Annotated in this window: 10 protein-coding genes; 9 read left to right on the forward strand and 1 reads right to left on the reverse strand. The window is 65.1% G+C overall.

Annotated features, from left to right (window positions below; all coding sequences use genetic code 11):
• Nucleotides 1-10 precede the first annotated feature (10 nt).
• From CMC5_RS14730 to CMC5_RS14750, 5 genes are all read left to right on the forward strand, one after another.
• Nucleotides 11-367, forward strand: coding sequence for a PAAR domain-containing protein (locus CMC5_RS14730; RefSeq protein ID WP_063796276.1), 357 nt, complete (start codon nt 11-13; stop codon nt 365-367).
• On the forward strand, nt 364-1,245 hold the full coding sequence (locus tag CMC5_RS14735; RefSeq protein ID WP_050431026.1) for a DUF4123 domain-containing protein: 882 nt from the start codon (nt 364-366) through the stop codon (nt 1,243-1,245). The genes CMC5_RS14730 and CMC5_RS14735 overlap by 4 nt, the downstream gene beginning before the upstream one ends.
• Nucleotides 1,238-1,657, forward strand: a complete 420-nt coding sequence (locus CMC5_RS14740; protein WP_156338598.1) for a hypothetical protein — start codon at nt 1,238-1,240, stop codon at nt 1,655-1,657. The genes CMC5_RS14735 and CMC5_RS14740 overlap by 8 nt, the downstream gene beginning before the upstream one ends.
• Before the next feature lie 2 nt (nt 1,658-1,659).
• Nucleotides 1,660-2,274, forward strand: a complete 615-nt coding sequence (locus CMC5_RS14745) for a DUF5675 family protein (protein WP_050431028.1) — start codon at nt 1,660-1,662, stop codon at nt 2,272-2,274.
• Between the two features lie 85 nt (nt 2,275-2,359).
• Nucleotides 2,360-4,474, forward strand: a complete 2,115-nt coding sequence (locus tag CMC5_RS14750; RefSeq protein ID WP_050431029.1) for a type VI secretion system Vgr family protein — start codon at nt 2,360-2,362, stop codon at nt 4,472-4,474.
• A gap of 330 nt (nt 4,475-4,804) precedes the next feature.
• Here the strand turns inward: CMC5_RS14750 and CMC5_RS14755 are convergent, their stop codons facing one another.
• Nucleotides 4,805-5,149 (reverse strand): DUF6312 domain-containing protein, encoded by a 345-nt coding sequence (locus tag CMC5_RS14755; RefSeq protein WP_050431030.1) that lies wholly within the window; start codon nt 5,147-5,149, stop codon nt 4,805-4,807.
• A gap of 229 nt (nt 5,150-5,378) precedes the next feature.
• On the opposite strand from CMC5_RS14755, the gene CMC5_RS44505 reads away from it, so the two are divergent.
• From CMC5_RS44505 to CMC5_RS14770, 4 genes are all read left to right on the forward strand, one after another.
• Nucleotides 5,379-5,675, forward strand: a complete 297-nt coding sequence (locus CMC5_RS44505; RefSeq protein ID WP_156338599.1) for a DUF6200 domain-containing protein — start codon at nt 5,379-5,381, stop codon at nt 5,673-5,675.
• Nucleotides 5,676-5,885: 210 nt separating this feature from the next.
• Complete coding sequence (locus CMC5_RS14760) at nt 5,886-7,547, forward strand: ABC1 kinase family protein (protein WP_218920268.1); 1,662 nt, start codon at nt 5,886-5,888, stop codon at nt 7,545-7,547.
• Nucleotides 7,548-7,570: 23 nt separating this feature from the next.
• Nucleotides 7,571-9,415, forward strand: coding sequence for an AarF/ABC1/UbiB kinase family protein (locus CMC5_RS14765; protein WP_082362497.1), 1,845 nt, complete (start codon nt 7,571-7,573; stop codon nt 9,413-9,415).
• A gap of 295 nt (nt 9,416-9,710) precedes the next feature.
• Nucleotides 9,711-17,483 carry a type I polyketide synthase gene (locus CMC5_RS14770; protein ID WP_082362498.1) on the forward strand — a complete coding sequence of 2,591 codons (7,773 nt, stop codon included), beginning with the start codon at nt 9,711-9,713 and terminating at the stop codon, nt 17,481-17,483.

Here is a 17,483-nt window from a genome sequence, read left to right on the forward strand (position 1 = left end):
AGACTTAGCGATGCCTCCCGCAGCGAGAATCACAGACAGGCACGTGTGCCCGCTCCACCCGCCGAACGTCGACGCGACCGGCGAGGGGACGGTGATCGTCGGCTTCCAACGCCAGGCCCGGGTCACCGACCTGGAGGCTTGCGGGGCCTCGATCGTCAAGGGTGAGCCGACGGTGATCATCGGCTACCAGGACGCAGCCCGGAAGGGCGACCCCACGTCGCACGGCGGGGTCATCGCTTCGGGCTGCCCGACGGTGATCATCGGCTCCAACCCGACCTCGCTGAAGACGGACAAACCGTTCTGCGAGGACTGCGAGCGCAAGGCCGCCGAGCAGGCCGCCCGCGAGAAATCGGGGAGGGACGCGTGAATCCCCCCCGGCTGATCGTGGAGGTCCGCTGGGGAAAGCTGGCCGGGACCAAGACGGCGCTCGCTTCCGGCGACGCGCTGACGGTCGGTCGGACCGATCTCGCGGATCTCATCGTCGGCCACGACAGCGAGATGTCGGGCGCGCATTTCGAGCTGGCCTGGCGTGACGGCGTCTGCTCGGTGCGCGATCTGGAGAGCATCTCCGGGACCCGGCTCGGTGGCGAGAGCGTCACCGAGGCCGAGGTTCCGCACGGCTCGTGGATCCAGGCCGGCGCGACCGACTTCATGGTCTACGTCGAGGGCAACTCGAAGCCCCCGCGCAAGGTCCTGAGCGAGCAGGAGCGCGCCCGCGAGGAGGTCCGCCTGGACGCCGCGCACCGTGCCCTCGCGACCCTCCGCCAGAAGGCCGCCGAGGCGCCCCTCTATGCCGTGGTCGACGGCGCCCGCGACACCCGGATCCTGGGCATCCTCCGCGAGCACGTGGAGCGCCTCCAGTCGCTCTACGACGGGCTGAAGGGCGAGGTCATGGAGGAGATCGCGCCTTACCTGGTCGGCCCCATGCAGCCCGACTCGCAGCTCCTCGACCGCCTCGTCCTGGAGGGCTGGGGCAAGCGCTGGGGCATCTGGTGCACGAGCGACGAGCCCTTCGTCGAGGTGCGCCGGCACTGGCGCAGGTTCCTGATGGTCGACCTCGAAGAGTCCGGCGAGCGCGTCTACTTCCGTTTCTACGATCCCGGCGTGCTGCGGGTGTTCTGGGGGACGTGCGATCAGGCCCAGCTCAGCTCCCTGTCCGCGGACCTCACCGCCATCTTCGTCGAAGCGAAGGATCACGCCTTCGTCTCCCTCCCGCTCGTGCTCGCAGGCCGGCACGATGCATAGCGCTGCGCTCAGGGTGCGCGTGGAGCAAGCGCAGGCGCTCCGCGAAGTTTCCTTCGAGGGATTCGAAGCGAAGCTGACGTGCATCCTGAGCCAGTTCTATCCGGACGAGTGCGCCGCACTGGGCGCGGTCGGCGTTCGCGATTTCATCCGCAGCAGCGTCCGTCGCGCCGAGTTCCTCGGCGCCACGCGGGAGCGTGACCAGGGCAAGTACGTCACGATGGAGCTGGCCCTCGGTCCCGAACTCATGGGCGAGCTGGTCACGGTCGAGCGAGAGCGCCGGCGTGCCCACGGTGCCTCCGAGCATGCGTCGGTGCTGATCGGCGCCGTGTGCCGGGCCGGAGTGGCGCGGCTGTCGGGCGATGACGCGCTGCCGCTGGACGACGACGCGGTGCTCCTGGACGAGGAGAGCTGACCATGGCGACGGCCGAGTCAGCGCAGGGAGCGCTCGACGCCGTGAAGGCGCAGTCCGACCCTCAGTGCACGTCGGACAAGCAGCAGTGCCCCAAGAAGGTCGTCATCCTCATCACCGTCACGCGAAAGTACAACTACCACGACCTGGGGACGCCCGGCGATTTCGACGCCCGCCTGAAGGGGGAGTCGAAAGCGAAGATCACCGGCTCGACCACGGAGCAGCCCCCCGGGAGACGGGACCTCAAGTCCGGCAACGGCGAGAAAGAGTACCCCGTTCCGGCGGGCACCTACGTCGGGCGCGTGAAGTCGGGAAGCAAGCGGAACCGCAACGTCCCCGGTCACAAGGGGAAGGCCGTGGAGCTGCTCGACGTCCCCAACTTCTCGGACATCCTGATCCACACCGGCAACTACCCGAGCCACTCGGAGGGCTGCATCATCCTCGCCGGCTCCAACGCCGAAGGCGACCAGAACATCGAGTCCAGCGTGCCCAAGGTGAAGGAGCTGATGGACTGGATCGCCGAGGTCAATGACGAATACGGTGAGGAGAACGTCTCGATCGAGGTCGTCGTGAAGGACCCTCCCGCGGGCGCTCAGCCTCCCGCACTGCCCAAGAAGTGACCCCGTGCCGTCGCCTTTGATTCGCCTCGCGAAAGCCTGCCATTCGGCAGCAACGTTCCACTTCGAAAGGACGGAAGGATAAGCCGTGTCCACCCTCGAGATCACCCTCGCCTCTGGCTCACGGGACCTCACCGTGCGGCGCTTCGCCGTGCAGCAGGCGGTCTCCTCACCGTTCACGGTCTCGCTCTGGATCCGGTCTCGCGACCACAGCCTCGACCTCGCCGGCATCGTCGGAGAGCCCGCGACCTTCCGCCTCGAAGCCGGCTACGCGCACGTGGCCGGAGGTGGTGCCCGCTCATGGTCCGGCATCGTCTCGTTCATCGAGCAGGTGGGCGCGCTGCAAGCGACGGATGGAGACGAAGGCATCTCCAGCTACTACCTGCGCATCGTGCCGCGCGTGTGGCTCCTGAACCAGCGCGCCGGCAACCGCATCTACCAGCACCTCTCCATCCCCGACATCATCGACAGCTTGCTCGGCGAGTGGAACATCACCGCGAGCTGGCGCATCGATCGCGGCACCTACCCGAAGCTCAACTACAAGGTCCAGTACAACGAGACCGACTACGACTTCATGTGCCGCCTGCTCGAAGAGGCCGGCATCGCCTTCACGTTCACCGGTGGCAAGGATGACCCGTCGGTGCTCACCTTCGGTGACCGCATCCAGGCGAACGAGAAGCGCAGCGGCGTCATCCCGTACTCCGAGGAGCCGAACGAGTCCGCCGAGCAGGAGTTCGCGACGGAAGTCCGCCTGAGCCGCGAAGTGAAGCCTGGCGGCTATGTCACCCGCGACTACAACCCGCGCAACCCGGACTTCGCCCTCTTCGGCGACGCTCCGCCTGCCGAGGGCCCCGAGGCGCGCTACGAGCAGTACCACTACGACGCTGGAGCCTTCCTCGCCGAGACGGGGCGTCCCGACGCGACACCCGTCGCCGACGACAAGGGCCTCGCGCGGCACGATCCGAAGCTCGGCAAGGAGCTCGCCACCCGCGGCCTCGAAGGCGAGCGCGTCGGCATCCGTGAGCTGAGCTTCCGCTCGAATACGTTCGATGTCGGCCCTGGGACGGTGCTCTCGATCAGCCACCACCCGCACCCGGAGATCGGCGAAGGGCGTGGCTTGCTGGTCCTGGAGAGCACCATCGAGGGCTCCGACACCGGCAACTTCGAGATGACCTCCCGCGCCGTCTTCGCCGACGCCCCTTACCGCCCCCTGCGCCGCACGCCGAAGCCCATCATCCGCGGCCTACAGAGCGCCACCGTCGTCGGCCCCTCGGGCGAAGAGATCCACACCGACGAGTTCGGTCGCGTCCGCGTGCAGTTCCCCTGGGATCGCGAGGGCAAGAACGACGACAACAGCTCCTGCTGGGTCCGCGTCAGCCAGAGCTGGGGCGGCATGGGCTGGGGCACCTCGGTCATCCCGCGCATCGGCCAGGAGGTGCTCGTCGCCTTCCTGGAGGGCGATCCCGACCACCCGATCATCGTCGGTCGCGTTTACAACGCCGCCCAGCAGGTTCCCTACAAGCTGCCGCAGGACAAGACCCGCAGCACCTGGAAGAGCGACTCGTCCATGGGCTCGAACGGCTTCAACGAGATCATGTTCGAGGACCTCAAGGGCCAGGAGCTGGTCTGGCAGCAAGCCCAGAAGAACCGCGACCGCCTCGTCATCAACGATGAGTTCTCCACCATCGTTCACGACCGCCAGAAGCTCGTGAAGAACGACGAGAAGGAGACCACCAGCAACAACCGCCAGAGCTGGGTCGGCAAGGACAAGGACATCGTCACCAAGAAGGACAAGCACGAGACCGTCGAGCGCGACGTGCACCTGGAGGTGAAGGGCAACCGCGCCGAGCGCATCGACGGCGAGCAGAGCCTCGTCGTGAAGAAGACTCGTCAGGAGCAGGTGCAAGGCAGCGCGGCCCTCGCGGTTGGCGGCGACATCCATCACCTCGCCGGTAAAGAGTGGGTCGGCGAGAGTTCCGACTCAACCATCCGCGGCCCTGGCGGCTTCATCCGCCTCGACGGCGGCGGCATCACCATCCGCGGGACGATGGTGTGGATCAACGAGCGCGGCGAGCCTGGCAGCGGCGTCGGGAGCAAGCCCCAGCTACCGGAAGGCCCCGAGAAGCGTAAGAAGGAAGAAGAGGAAGAGTCCGAGGAATCACCGGCCGCGCCGGCGGGTGAAGCAGAAGACTCGGACTACTGACCTACGCGGAGCGGGATGGGCCGCTCGACACGCGGTGCTGGCCGATTCCATGGATCGGCTGCCACCGCGTTGCTGTTTCTGGAGGTAGCCCCCCTCTCCTGGAGGGGTTCGTCGACCTCCTCGAAGACGCCGACGTTGCATGCAAGTGAACGGGGCGCGCGTCCCAGGGCCTCCAGGGCGACGACGCCTTGCCATTCCCCTTCGAGGCGGACGTCGACGAGAGCACCGCGCTTCGGCGCACGTCACGTGGGGCATGCTGTCAGGTGGTGGCGAAACGAGCGCAGGTGACCAACCGCTGGGGGTCCGTACCCGCGCAGGTGCTATCGGTGCTCAGCCGAGAGCATCCGAGAGCTTGAAAGCCTTTCCGCCTTTGCGGCGGGCGCGAAGAAGGTTGTAGCTGAGGTCGCGCAGCCAGCCGTCGCGACGCTTCTTGTTCGAGCTGCGGTGGCGGTCGAGATACGCCTCGGCAGTCTTGGCGCTCGATTTGGCCTGGCCGCGAGCGAGCCGCTCGAGGATGCGGGTGAGGCCTTTGCTCTGCTTCTTGTTCTTGCGCTTGCGCTTCACCTCGATGCGACCCAGGCCGCCGCCGAGCGCGGGCTGATCCAGGGTCTTGAGGATTGTGATTCGCTTTACAGACTTCGGGAGCTTCTTGGCTTTGATTGTTCTCAGCTTCATCGGTTGTCCTCATCCTGAGGCTAGTCAGCCCTGATGCCACCCCCTCCCAACTATACTTCACCAGATTTTCCGTTCATGCCCAAGTTGACAGGAACGTCCCTGCTGGTTAGCCTCCACTCGTTTGAAATAGCAGTTTGAACATAGTGAGCCTTACTTTTTCGGAAGCGAGCAGGGACACGGCACCTCGAACCCTGAGCATCCAAGGGCTCACAGCAAACGGAGGGTACCCATGGCAGTCGATGTCGAAGCCACCGAAGCAATCAAGGCCGCAACCCGGCCTGGAACCACTGGTGAGGCGGGTGGCAAAGAACCGATTATTGTTGACCTGGGTAAGAAGAGCCGAAAGCAGGTCCGCAGCCTGAGCAAGGGGAAGCCCTGCCGCCTGCTACGACGGGTGGAGGAGACCGTCGAGCAGCTGCGCACGAGCGGGGAGATCGGCGACAACGTGAGGCCTCTCATCGTCGTGGTGCGACAGCGCCCGCGCAAGAAGGGGCGCCGCGCCGCCAAGTTGTGGGGGCTCGGATAGGCGTCTCGGTCCAATCGCCCCACGTGCCCTGCTCGAGCGTTCGGGATGCAAAAGAAGAGCCTCATCCCGACTCCGCTCATCCCGAATCAGCCTCGTAAGGCTATCGAGATCGTCGAGCCCTCTCTTCCCACTCGACAGCGCCTCTTTCAAATCCTCTCGTTTTTCTTCGGCCTTGCGGGCGGTGCCATTGTCGCGCGGCTGTGGCCTTCGTTGGCTCCCGTCCACGCCGACCCGGAGAAATATGCGCTGCGTGTGCGCCTGTTCATGGAGAGCATGGGCGGGCTGTGGGTCAAGGTTGGCCAGATTCTGGCCATGCGCCGGGACCTTTTCTCCGAGGCGTTCTGTAACGAGCTTTCTCGCCTCCAGAATCGAGCGCACGGATTTCCGGCACACTACGCGCGAAGCATCATCGAGGAGGAACTGGGCGCGCCAATCGACTCCATCTTCGTGGAGTTCGATGATCGACCTCTTGCCGCCGCGTCGGTCGGACAGGCGCACCGCGCGCGCCTGAAAGACAATGGCGTCGAGGTCGTGGTCAAGGTGCAGCGACCCAACGCCAAGGCGAGCTTCGAGAAGGATTTCGTTCTCCTGCGCCGTCTCGTGAGATTCTTGACGTTCATCCGATTCAGCCCGGAGTCCCGCTGGTCGGAGATGTACACGGAGGTCGAGAGCGCAATCCTCGAGGAACTCGACTATCGCCAGGAGGCGACGTCGCTGCGACGGATGCGCAAGAATCTCCGTGACCACAAGATCTATGTGCCGAAGGTCTTTCTGAGCTTCTGCACGGATCGGGTGCTGGTGATGGAGATGGTGCACGGGGTGTACATGTCCGAGTACATCCAGACCGTGGTCGCCAATCCGGACCGCGCACGCGCGTGGCTCAAGGAAAACCAGATCTCTGCGAGTCGTCTCGGCAAGCGATTGTGGTTCTCCTACCTGCGACAGCTCTTCGAGGACAACCTCTATCACTGTGACCTTCACCCAGGGAACATCCTGGTGATGCGCAAAGGCCGCATCACGCTCATCGATTTTGGCTCGGTCGCGACGTCGGACCGCTCGCAGCTCGAGAAGTTCCGCCTGCTCTACAAGGCAATGGGGGACAAGGACTTCCGCAAAGTCGCGGAGATGTTCCTCCTGCTCGCTCCGCCGCTTCCAAACAAAGATCTGACAGAGGCCAAGGAGGACGTGGTCCGTCTCTTCCGTGAGTTCGAGTCGCTGGTGAAGGTCAAGGCGCTGCCCTACCACCAGAAGTCGCTGAGCCGATTGCTCGGCGATACGGCGAATGTGCTCGCGAGCCACGGCGTGCCGGCTGCATGGGATTTCCTGCGTGTCACCCGATCCAGCACCACCCTGGACGCGTCGCTGATGTTCCTGGTGCCGGACATCGACTTCCTGAAGATCGCACAGCAGCACGTGCGCAGTGAGAGCGGGCGCCAGCAGAACAAGAAGAGGTCGGATCCGAAGCTGGTGCGCGCCCAGCTCGCCAATATGGCGGAGCAGGGAGGGATGTTGACCAAGTTCGCCGAGAATGCCTATTTCGAAGGTGAATACCTGCGGCAGCGCGCCCTCCCGTTCGAGGGATACATCTCGAAAGCGACGCACGTTGGATTCACGGTGTTCCACCTCCTGGCCCGGGCCGCCTTGCTCTCTGCGCTGGTCCTCATCGTGGGCTATGCTCACCAGCACTTCGACGCGTTCGGGGCACTCCGCGGGCAGTGGGTGTACGCCCAGCTCGAGCGCATCCCGCGTCTTTCGAGCACGTTCTGGCTGCTCTGCACTTTCGTGGCCCTGTACACGGTCCACGAGTTCACCTTGATGAGGGGCATCTTCGAGGAGCCCGAACCGACTCGCCCGGAAGGGGACCGCCGCTGAGCGGCAGAGGCAGGCACACAGCAATGGCCTCGCGTAAATTCAAAGAAGAGTGGGCGCCGACGCCATTGCGGTTCCAGGCCGACGTGCGGGCCAGGGCCGAGAAGTCGGAGTTTTCCCGTCCAGTCAGCGGTTTTGGGGGACTGTTCGTCGCTGGCTGGTTCTTCCTGGTCATGGCCTTTCGTGTCCTCGCGATCCGGCTATGGCCAGCGTTCGGGCGAGGGCGTTACGATTCGCGGGAAAATGGTCGCTATGTACGCCGGTTCGTCGAGCGAATGGGCGGCATGTGGGTGGTCATGGCGCGCATGGCATCGCTGCGTGTCGACCTCCTCGGAGCAGGGCTGTGCCAAGAACTCTCGCTGACGCGTGATCGCGCCATGCCCGTGCCCATGGGTGTGCTCCGCAAGGTGATCGACGAGGAACTCCAGAAGCGCGGCGCCACGGTCGATCAGGTGTTCGACGAGCTTCATGAGCGCCCCATGAATGCGAGGGCGTTCAGCCAGTTCCACCTGGGACGCCTCAAGGAGGGTGGGCACCAGGTGGTGGTCCGGGTGCGTCCGCCGGATGCGGTGCAGCGAGCCAAGACCGACTGGGCGCACATGCAATTTTTCCTGGGGCTGTTCGAACGCTTCGGGATCCTGCCGCATCTTCGCTGGAAAGCGCTGATGTTCGAGGTCAAGAAGGCGACGGACGATCAGCTCGACTTTCGCACCGAGGAGGCTGAGGTCCGACGCATCAGCAAGATCCTGCGCTCGCGGCGAATCTACGTGCCTCGGCTTCACCGCCGCTACACGGGCGAGCGCCTGCTGGTCTCCGAGTACATCCGCGGGGTGAGCGTCGAGGACCTCGATGTCGCTCTCCGTCAGGATCGCGAGGGGGTCGCTCTATGGATGCAGCAGAATGGCATCAATCCGCCGCGCATCTGTCGGCGCCTGTTCCAGGCTCGCCTCGAGCTGCTGTTCGAGCACAACATGTTCTACACGGAACTCCTGCCGCGGAACGTCTTGCTCTTGCGCCGGAACCGGATTGCCCTGCTCACGCTCAACACGATCGGGACGCTCGAAACAACCGTCGTGCGTCAGTACCAGATGCTCTGCCAGGCGCTCGTGGCTGAGGACTACACCAAGGTTTGCGACAGCTTCCTGTCCATGGGGCCGCCGCTCCCGCGCAAGGACCTCAGTGGAATGAGGACTGCGGTCATGCGCTCACTGAAGGTCTGGACCTCGCGCACATACATCAAGAGTTGCTGGTACTCAGAGAAGTCGCTCAGCGCAGCGATGCTGCGGCTGGAGGTCTGCGCAGGCCTGTACCGTCTGCCTGCGTCGTGGGACCTGACGCGACTGCACTTTGCGGAACAGACGCTCGATCGAACGCTGGAGATCCTCGATCGGGGCCTCAGCTGCATCAAGGAGCTCGGCAACTACGCTCGGGCCTCGCAGCGTCGCGCCATCGAGCGCGCCGTCTCCATGAAGTCCATGGGGCAGATGCGAAACCTCTCCGACCTGGTGCAGGTCGGCATGCAGCTTGCGGAGAACTTTCAGTTCGATAATGACTATCTGCGACGTCGTGTCATGGGCTTCCAGGGGAGCGTGGGGCGTGCGGTTCAGGTCGCCAGGCGCATGGTGACCATGCTGATGCGTGTGGCCATGGTCGTGATCGCGCTCGAGGGCTTCCTCTATTTCAAGAACGGGGATCACCTTGCCATGGGACAGGAGGGAGGGCTCCCGGGTCGATGGTTGGGCGACCTGCTCACGCAGAGCCGCTGGACGTGGGTCGTGGTTCTGGCTGGAGTGCTCTACATCGGGCGCTACGTGCTGGGTTTGACGAGGGAACTCTTCAAGGAGGAGATCCGGCCCGTGGGGTCGAGATAATTTCGAGCCTCCGGTGACGCGTCGTGCTTGGAATTTGAATGCGAGGGGTGCATTCTTCCGCGTGCGCCGACACACCAATGCGTGTCGTTGCGCAATGTCCTACAATTTGGGTTCCCGTTCAGTCAGCCCATCCAGCAGGCCAGCCTGAGGCTGTCCTGCATTCGGGGTGCAGGTCGGGGCGCCGTCGGTGTCGCTCGCTCCAGGAACGCAATCCTGCGGCCATGCCCCTGCCATATCGCTCTCCGTGAGAGGAATTGGGAGTCTGAATCGAAGGACCCATAGCCCGCGCTGACCCATGAAAATGCACGATGATCGTGGGCTTGGGGGAGCCTCCATTGAAGAGAACTGTTCGACTCTGGTGGAGCTGCTCCGCCGGAGGGCAGAGCTGCAGCCTTCGGACAGTGCGTATGTGTTTCTGGAGGATGGCGAGGAGGAGGCAGGACGCCTGACCTGGGCGTCTCTCGATCTCGAAGCACGCGCCATTGCTGCGCTTCTGCAGGAAGAACTCAAAGGCGAGCGGGCGCGTGCGTTGTTGCTCTATCCAACGGGCCTCGAGTTCGTCGCGGCCTTCATGGGTTGCCTTTATGCTGGCGTCGTCGGCGTCCCGGCTCCCGCTCCGACGCCAGGACGTGTCGGCAGGACGCTCCCGCGGCTGCGAGCGATCGCGAAGGACGCGCAGGCTTCGCTGGTCCTCACGACGGCGGCCATCGCCGCCGAGCACCGGCTCCTGAATGCTCCGGGGTTCGAGCACGTGCGCTGGGTGCCCACGGATGACATCCCGGGACGGCATCCCGAAGGCTGGCGCGATCCAGGGGCTCGCAGTGAGGATCTGGCCTTTCTTCAGTACACCTCGGGCTCCACGAGCACGCCACGCGGCGCGATGGTCAGCCACGCGAATTTGCTCTGCAATGTCCGAGCATTCACCGTGCCCTGGAGTCACGGGCCGGACAGCGTAATCGTGTCCTGGTTGCCGCATTTTCACGATCTGGGGCTGGTTTACGGCATCGTGCACGCCCTCTACAAGGGATGCCCGTCGATATTGATGTCACCCGTCTCGTTCGTGATGCAGCCAGCACGCTGGCTCCGTGCGATCTCGCGGTATCGGGGGACCCACAGTATGGGCCCCAATTTTGCGTACGAGTTGTGCGTCAGCAAGGTCAAGGACGAGGAAAAAAGACACCTGGATCTGCGCTCGTGGCGCGTCGCCGTGGACGGTGCGGAGCCGATTCGCAGCGAAACCGTCGAGCGATTCACGAAGTCGTTCCAGCTCTGCGGCTTTCGCCGGGAGACCTTCTGCCCAGGCTATGGGCTCGCCGAAGGCACCTTGGTGCTGTCCGCGAAGCCCGCGGAGGAGCTGACTCGGTTCTGTACCGTGGATGGCGAGGCGCTGGACCGGCAGTCTCGTGTGATCGAGGTGGCGGAGGGGACGCCGCATGCTCGAAGGCTCGTGAGCTCTGGCCGCGCGGTGCCAGACACCCAGATCGTGATTGCACACCCGGAATCGTCACGCTCTTGCGGTCCCGGCGAGCTGGGGGAGATCTGGGCCCGGGGCCCGAGCGTGGCCCTCGGGTACTGGAACCGCAGCGACGAGAGTCGGGCGACCTTCGGCGCATCGCTCGAGGATACGGGGCAGGGACCTTTCCTGCGGACTGGCGATCTCGGTTTCCTTCGAGACGGCGAGGTGTTCGTCACTGGCCGGATCAAGGACATGATCATCATACGCGGCCATAACCATTATCCGCACGATATCGAGTGGGTGGTTCAGGACGCACACTCCTCCTTGCGACCGGGTTGCTGCGCAGCCTTTTCAGCCGACGTGGAGGGGGAAGAGCGTCTCGTGGTGGTCGCAGAGATCGACCCGAAGGCGTCGGACCTGCGCAAGGAAGGCGAGCTACTTCAGTCTGCTCAGGCTCAGGAGATCCTTTCCGCAATCCGGCACGCAGTGTCCGAGCAGATCCAGCTGGAGATTTACTCGGTGGTCTTGCTCCAGCCGGGAACGATTGCGAAGACATCCAGCGGAAAGCTCCAGCGCTATGCGTGCCGGGCGATGTGGCTGGAGGGCACCCTCGAGACCCTTGCGAGCTGGCAGCATCAGGCTGCTGCTCCGCCAAGCACGGGCGAGGCTGCTTCGACGACGTCCTCTCGATCCTGGACTGCCGATCGTCTCGAGGAGTGGCTGATCGCGCAGGTCTCGAGCCGTCTGGGCGTTCCGAAGGATGCGATCCAGGTCACGCAGCCCTTCGCCAGGTACGGGTTGAGCTCACTGACCGCGACCAGCCTGGGAGGAGAGCTCGAAGTCCTTCTGGGTCGTCGCTTGCCGCCCACTGCGCTGTGGGATCATCCGAGCATCGCGGCGCTGGCGCGCTACCTGTGCGACGAGCCCGCAGCCACGCCCGTGCAGGTCGTGACCACGAGTCCCGTACATGACGAGCCGATCGCCATCGTGGGAATCGGTTGCCGCTTCCCTGGGGCACGAGGTCCGAAGGATTACTGGCGTCTGCTGCGTGAGGGCAGGGATGCCATCACCGAGATCTCTCCCGACCGCTGGGATCCGGGGCGATTCTTCGAGGCCACGCCGAGCGTGGGGAAGATGAGCACGCGCTGGGGAGGTTTCCTCGATGAGATCCAGCGGTTCGACGCGGATTTCTTCGGTATCGCCCCGAGGGAGGCGGAGCGGATGGATCCGCAGCAACGCATCCTGCTCGAGGTCGCATGGGAGGCGCTCGAAGACGCAGGACTTCCACCCGACCAGCTCGCGGGCAGTCGCACCGGCGTGTTCATCGGTGTGTTCGTCGATGATTACGCTCGGATGCAAAGCACGCCCGAGCAGATCGATACGTACACCGCCACGGGCGGGGCCCGGAGCATCGTGCCCAATCGCCTGTCCTATCTGCTCGACCTTCGAGGCCCGAGCATGGCGGTGGATTCCGCTTGTTCATCGTCACTCGTCGCCATTCATCTGGCATGCCAGAGCTTGCGTTCCGGTGAGTCTACCCTCGCCATCGCGGGCGGGGTCAACGCCATCCTCACCCCGCACAATACCATTGCGATGTCGCAGCTGGGGGCCATGGCGCCTGACGGGCGTTGCAAGGCATTCGATGCGCGCGCCAATGGGTATGTCCGCAGTGAGGGCGCCGGTGTCGTCATCCTCAAACGACTCTCCGACGCACTTCGCGATCGGGACCCGATATACGCGGTCATCCGGGGCAGCGCCGTGAATCAAGATGGGCGCACCAACGGTCTCACCGCGCCCAGCCGTCAGGCGCAAGAGGCTGTGCTTCGAGAGGCCTTCGGGCGGGCGGGGGTTGCCTCGACCGAGGTGCAGTACGTGGAAGCCCACGGGACCGGCACGCCGCTCGGTGATGTGATCGAGGCGAGCGCGCTCGGTGCCGTCCTGTCGTCCGGTGCAAGCCGCCTCTGGCCATGCGCCGTGGGGTCGGTCAAGACGAACATCGGTCATCTGGAGGCGGCCGCGGGGGTCGCAGGGCTCATCAAGGTGGCGCTCGCGATCAAGGAGCGCGAGCTGCCGTCGTCGCTGCACTTCGAGACGCCGAACCCCGGCATTCCCTTCGATGCCCTCGCGCTGCGGGTGCAGCAGACGCTGGGTTCGTGGCCAGCTCCTGATGCGCCGCTGCTCGCCGGTGTGAGCTCGTTCGGGTTTGGAGGGACCAACGCGCACATGGTCTTGCAGGAGGCTCCTCGGGTCCTGAAGCAGACCGCCCCTGAGCTGTCGGCTACCCCTCCGCCGGATGAGTACCTCGTGCCTGTCTCGGCGCAGAGCCGAGCGGCGCTTCGCGAGCTGGTCCGCTCCCTTCGTGACGGCGAGATGCTGCATGGGGTCGACATCGCGGATCTCGCTTACACGGCAGGTGTCCGACGGAGTCATCATGCGCACCGCCTCGCCATTGTCGCGCGTACGCAGGACGAATTGACCGAGCGCCTCTCGGGCTACCTGGAAGGGCGGGAATGCGCTGGGGTGTTCTCGGGAAGCGAGACGTCGAGGCGTCAGCGCAAGATCGTGTTCGTGTTTCCCGGCCAGGGGTCGCAGTGGGCGGGGATGGGGCGGCGCCTGCTCGAGCGCGAGCCTTCCTTCCGGGAGGCGCTGGATGCGTGCGACCGGGTCTTCGAGCCCTACCTGGGATGGTCGATTGTCGGTGCGCTTTCCGGGCCGATCACGGAGGAGCGCCTCTCCGAGGTGGATGTCATTCAGCCGCTCCTTTGCGCGATCCAGATCGCTCTCGCGGCACAGTGGCGTGCCCATGGCGTGGTTCCGGATGCCGTCGTGGGGCACAGCATGGGCGAGGTGGCCGCGGCGCACGTCGCTGGTATCCTCAGCCTGGAAGATGCTGCGCGGATCATCTGCCGCCGTAGCCGACTGCTTCGGACGGTGAGCGGGCATGGGGCGATGGCGCTCGTGGAACTCACGCGGGACGAGGCCCTGCAAGCCCTGGCCGGACACGAGGAAAGTGTCTCGATTGCCGCGCTCAACGGCCCGAGAAGCATCGTGCTCGCGGGTGAGCCCGGCGCGCTGAAGAGCATTCTCCAGACGCTGGAGCGGCGAGACGTCTTCTGTCGCATGATCCGGGTCGATGTGGCCTCGCACAGCCCACAGATGGATCCACTTCGGGCCGAGCTTCTCCAGGCACTCGCGGACGTTCAGCCTGCCGCCGGCGAGGTCCAATTCTACTCGACCGTCACCGGAGAGCGGCTCGAGGGGCAGTCGCTGGACGCTGACTACTGGACGCGGAACCTGCGCGAGCCCGTGCTGTTTTCGAGCGCTGTCGAGGCGCTGCGACGTCATCGGTATGACCTCTTCGTCGAGCTGAGCCCTCACCCGATCCTGGTGCCTGCGTTTGCCAGCACCCCAGTCGCCGCTGCTGGTGTCGCGAGCAGGGAAGAACCGCAGAAGGATACGCCGCTGTGGGCCTTCCCCTCCATGCGCCGTGGAGAACCGGAGCGGGCCGTACTGCTGGAGTCGTTGGGCGGGCTGTATGCGCTCGGGCACCCAGTGAACTGGGCTGCGCTTCACCCTCAAGGGGGTCGCTGCGTCCCTCTGCCCTCGTATCCGTGGCAAGGAGATCGGTACTGGATCGATCAAGCCACCACGTCGTCGCCGGCCACCGCCTCCCGGACCGTGTCACCTCCGACGGAGGGGGCAGAGGGGACGCCGATGCGCTTCTACGATGCCCTGGCCAAGGCGACAGGAGCGAAGCTCGAAGAGCGTTACCTCACCTTCGGCGTCCTGCCTCGGACCGTCGGGGATTTCTCCTGGATTCTCTCGGCGTATGGCATGCACGAGCGCCCGGAGCACGCCGAGGTGCTGCTCGAAGGGCAGCGAGAGCTGCGTCGGGTTCTCTTCGGCAGCATCGATTTCTCCGAGGTGCGGAGCGTTCTCGACTTCGGCTGCGGTTACGCTTCCGACCTCATCGCTCTGGGGTCGCGTCACCGGCACCTCACGCTCGACGGCTATACCCTCTCTGCAGAGCAGGCGACGGTTGGTCGTGAGAAGATCGCCGCGGCTGGACTCGCTGGGCGGATCGCCATCCACCATCGTGATAGCTCGAAGGACGACTTTCCGGAGGCGCGGGACCTCATCTTCGGCTTCGAGGTCGCAACACACATCAAAGACAAGAACGCCCTTCTGTCGAACATCCGTCGCCACCTGAGCGACGGCGGCGTCCTCGCCCTGGCGGATTTCTTCTCCACGGGCTCCTCCATCGATTTCCAGGACACGGCGTCGTACAGCGTCACGCCGAGCGAGTGGACCGAACTCCTGTCTGGCAATCAGCTGCGGGTGCTGGAATGCATCGACATCAGCGCGGAGGTCGTACGCTTTCTCCATGACCCAGCGTTCGAGGAGCACCTGTCGCGGATCGAAGCGAGCGTCGGTCTCACGGAGGTCGAGAAGACGTACTACCGCGCCATGGACAACTTCGGGAGAGCGCTCGAACGGGGCATCTTGCGCTACGTCCTGATGGTCTCACAGAAGGACAGGCGAGCGACGCAGGACGCGCTCACGCGCCTCAATCAGCGGGTGCTCGCGGCACCGACGCCCTATGCCTCGTACGAGCGCGCGCTTCGTAGTGAACCTGTCCGGTACGAGGACTGGTTCTACGAGGCACAGTGGGAGCCCCGGCCGCGACGAGGTGACGTCGTGGCGGCACCTTCGGGGAACGCGCCCTGGATCCTGTTCGCTGATCAGGGCGGCGTGGGGCAAGCGCTCGAGGCGTTGCTCACACAGAGCGGGGAGCCTTGCGTGCTGGTGACTGCGGCATCCACTTACGAACGGCAGCAGGCCGATCGTTATGCCATCCGACCGCACCACCCCGAGGATCTTCAGCGCGTCATCGAGGAGGTGCTCGGGGCGAATCCCTCGGGCTGTGGTGGCGTCGTGCATCTGTGGAGTCTCGATGCGCCACACCCGGCCGAGGGAGGCGTCAGCGCGCTGGGCAAGGCCATGGAACTCGGCTGTGTGAGCGCCTTGCATCTGGTGCAGGCGCTTGCCGACAAAGCGACGAGCTCGCGTCCTCGACTGTTCATCGTCACACGTGGTGCTCAGCCGGCAGGAGAATCCACGAGGTCCGTGGCCGTGGCACAGGCGCCCCTGTGGGGTCTCGGCCGGACACTATCGCTCGAACTCCAGGGCCTCTGGGGGGGCCTCATGGATCTCGATCCCGAGCCCTCGCCAGCAGATGCCGAGCACCTTTTCGCCGAGCTGCGCGCGTCCGACGAGGAGGATCAGGTCGCCTTCAGGCAGGGACGACGGTGGGTCGCGCGTCTCGAACGGCGTGCGGCCCAGCAGGGGACGGCACCGCCGTCGTTGCGCGGTGACGCGAGCTATCTAATTACGGGTGGGCTCGGAGATCTCGGGCTGCGCGTGGCGGGCTGGATGGTTGATCGAGGGGCCCGCCATCTGGTGTTGATGAGCCGGACCCGGCTGCCCGAGAGGGACACCTGGCATGCCCTCGCTCCGGAAAGCCGCGAGGCTTCATGGGTCGAGGCCATCACGGCGATGGAGGCCAGCGGCGCCACGGTGCGCCATGTCGCTGTCGACGTGGCCGACGCGGATCAGATGAGAGCCTTCCAGGAGATGGCTCGGCGCGAGGCGTGGCCCCCCATCCAGGGCGTGGTGCATGCCGCGGGGGTGGCCCGCCCCCAGTCTCTCCTCGATGTGGATGACGCCACGCTGTGGGAGACCCTTCGCCCCAAGGTGACTGGTGCCTGGCTTCTGCACGAGATGTTCGAGGACGCACCGCTCGATTTCTTCGTGCTGTTCTCCTCGGGATCGACTTTGTTGAGCTCGCCGGGGCTCGGAAGTTATGCGGCAGCGAACGCCTTCCTCGATGCCCTGGCGCATCATCGACGCGCGCAGGGCAAGGCCGCGTCGAGCATCAACTGGGGCTTCTGGGCCGAGGTCGGCATGGCCGCCCGGGAGCAACGACGACTGGGCTCGAGCGCTCACCAGGGCTTCCGTCCCGAGGAGGGGCTGGAGATCTTGGGAGGACTGCTCGGCGAGCTGCCCGTTCAGCGCGCGGTGATGCGTGTCGACTGGCAGCAGTGGCGTGCGCACTACCCGAGCGCAGCGAGTGCACCCTTCCTGTCGCGGCTGGTCGAGCCCGTGCAGATCCAGGCGCCTGCGGAGGTGCTGCCCCCTGATGTTCTCCGAACGCTCACGGCTGCACGTACGGGATGGCAGCGCCGTTCGCTGCTCGAAGCCTTCCTGCGTGAGCAACTGGCGCTGGTTCTGAAGTCGTCTCCGGCACGTGTGGACGAGGCGGCACCGCTGCGCAGCATGGGTGTCGACTCCCTGATGGCGATCGAGTTCCGCAACCGGCTCGAGGCCAGCCTGGGCCTCGTGCTGCCCGCAACGCTGGTCTGGACCTACCCGACGCTCTCCGATCTAGCCACCCACCTTGCAACCAAGCTCGGGCTTTCCCTAGAAGACAGGGCGGAGCGCGAGATCGAGCTTTCACCCACCCCCCCCGCTGCTCCAGCGCTGGACGGGCTTTCCATCGATGAGGTGGCCTCCCTTCTGGAGGAAAAGCTGTCCGCCCTGAAGCCCGGATGA

The organism is Chondromyces crocatus (assembly GCF_001189295.1).
In the GTDB taxonomy this organism is placed as follows: domain Bacteria; phylum Myxococcota_A; class Polyangia; order Polyangiales; family Polyangiaceae; genus Chondromyces; species Chondromyces crocatus.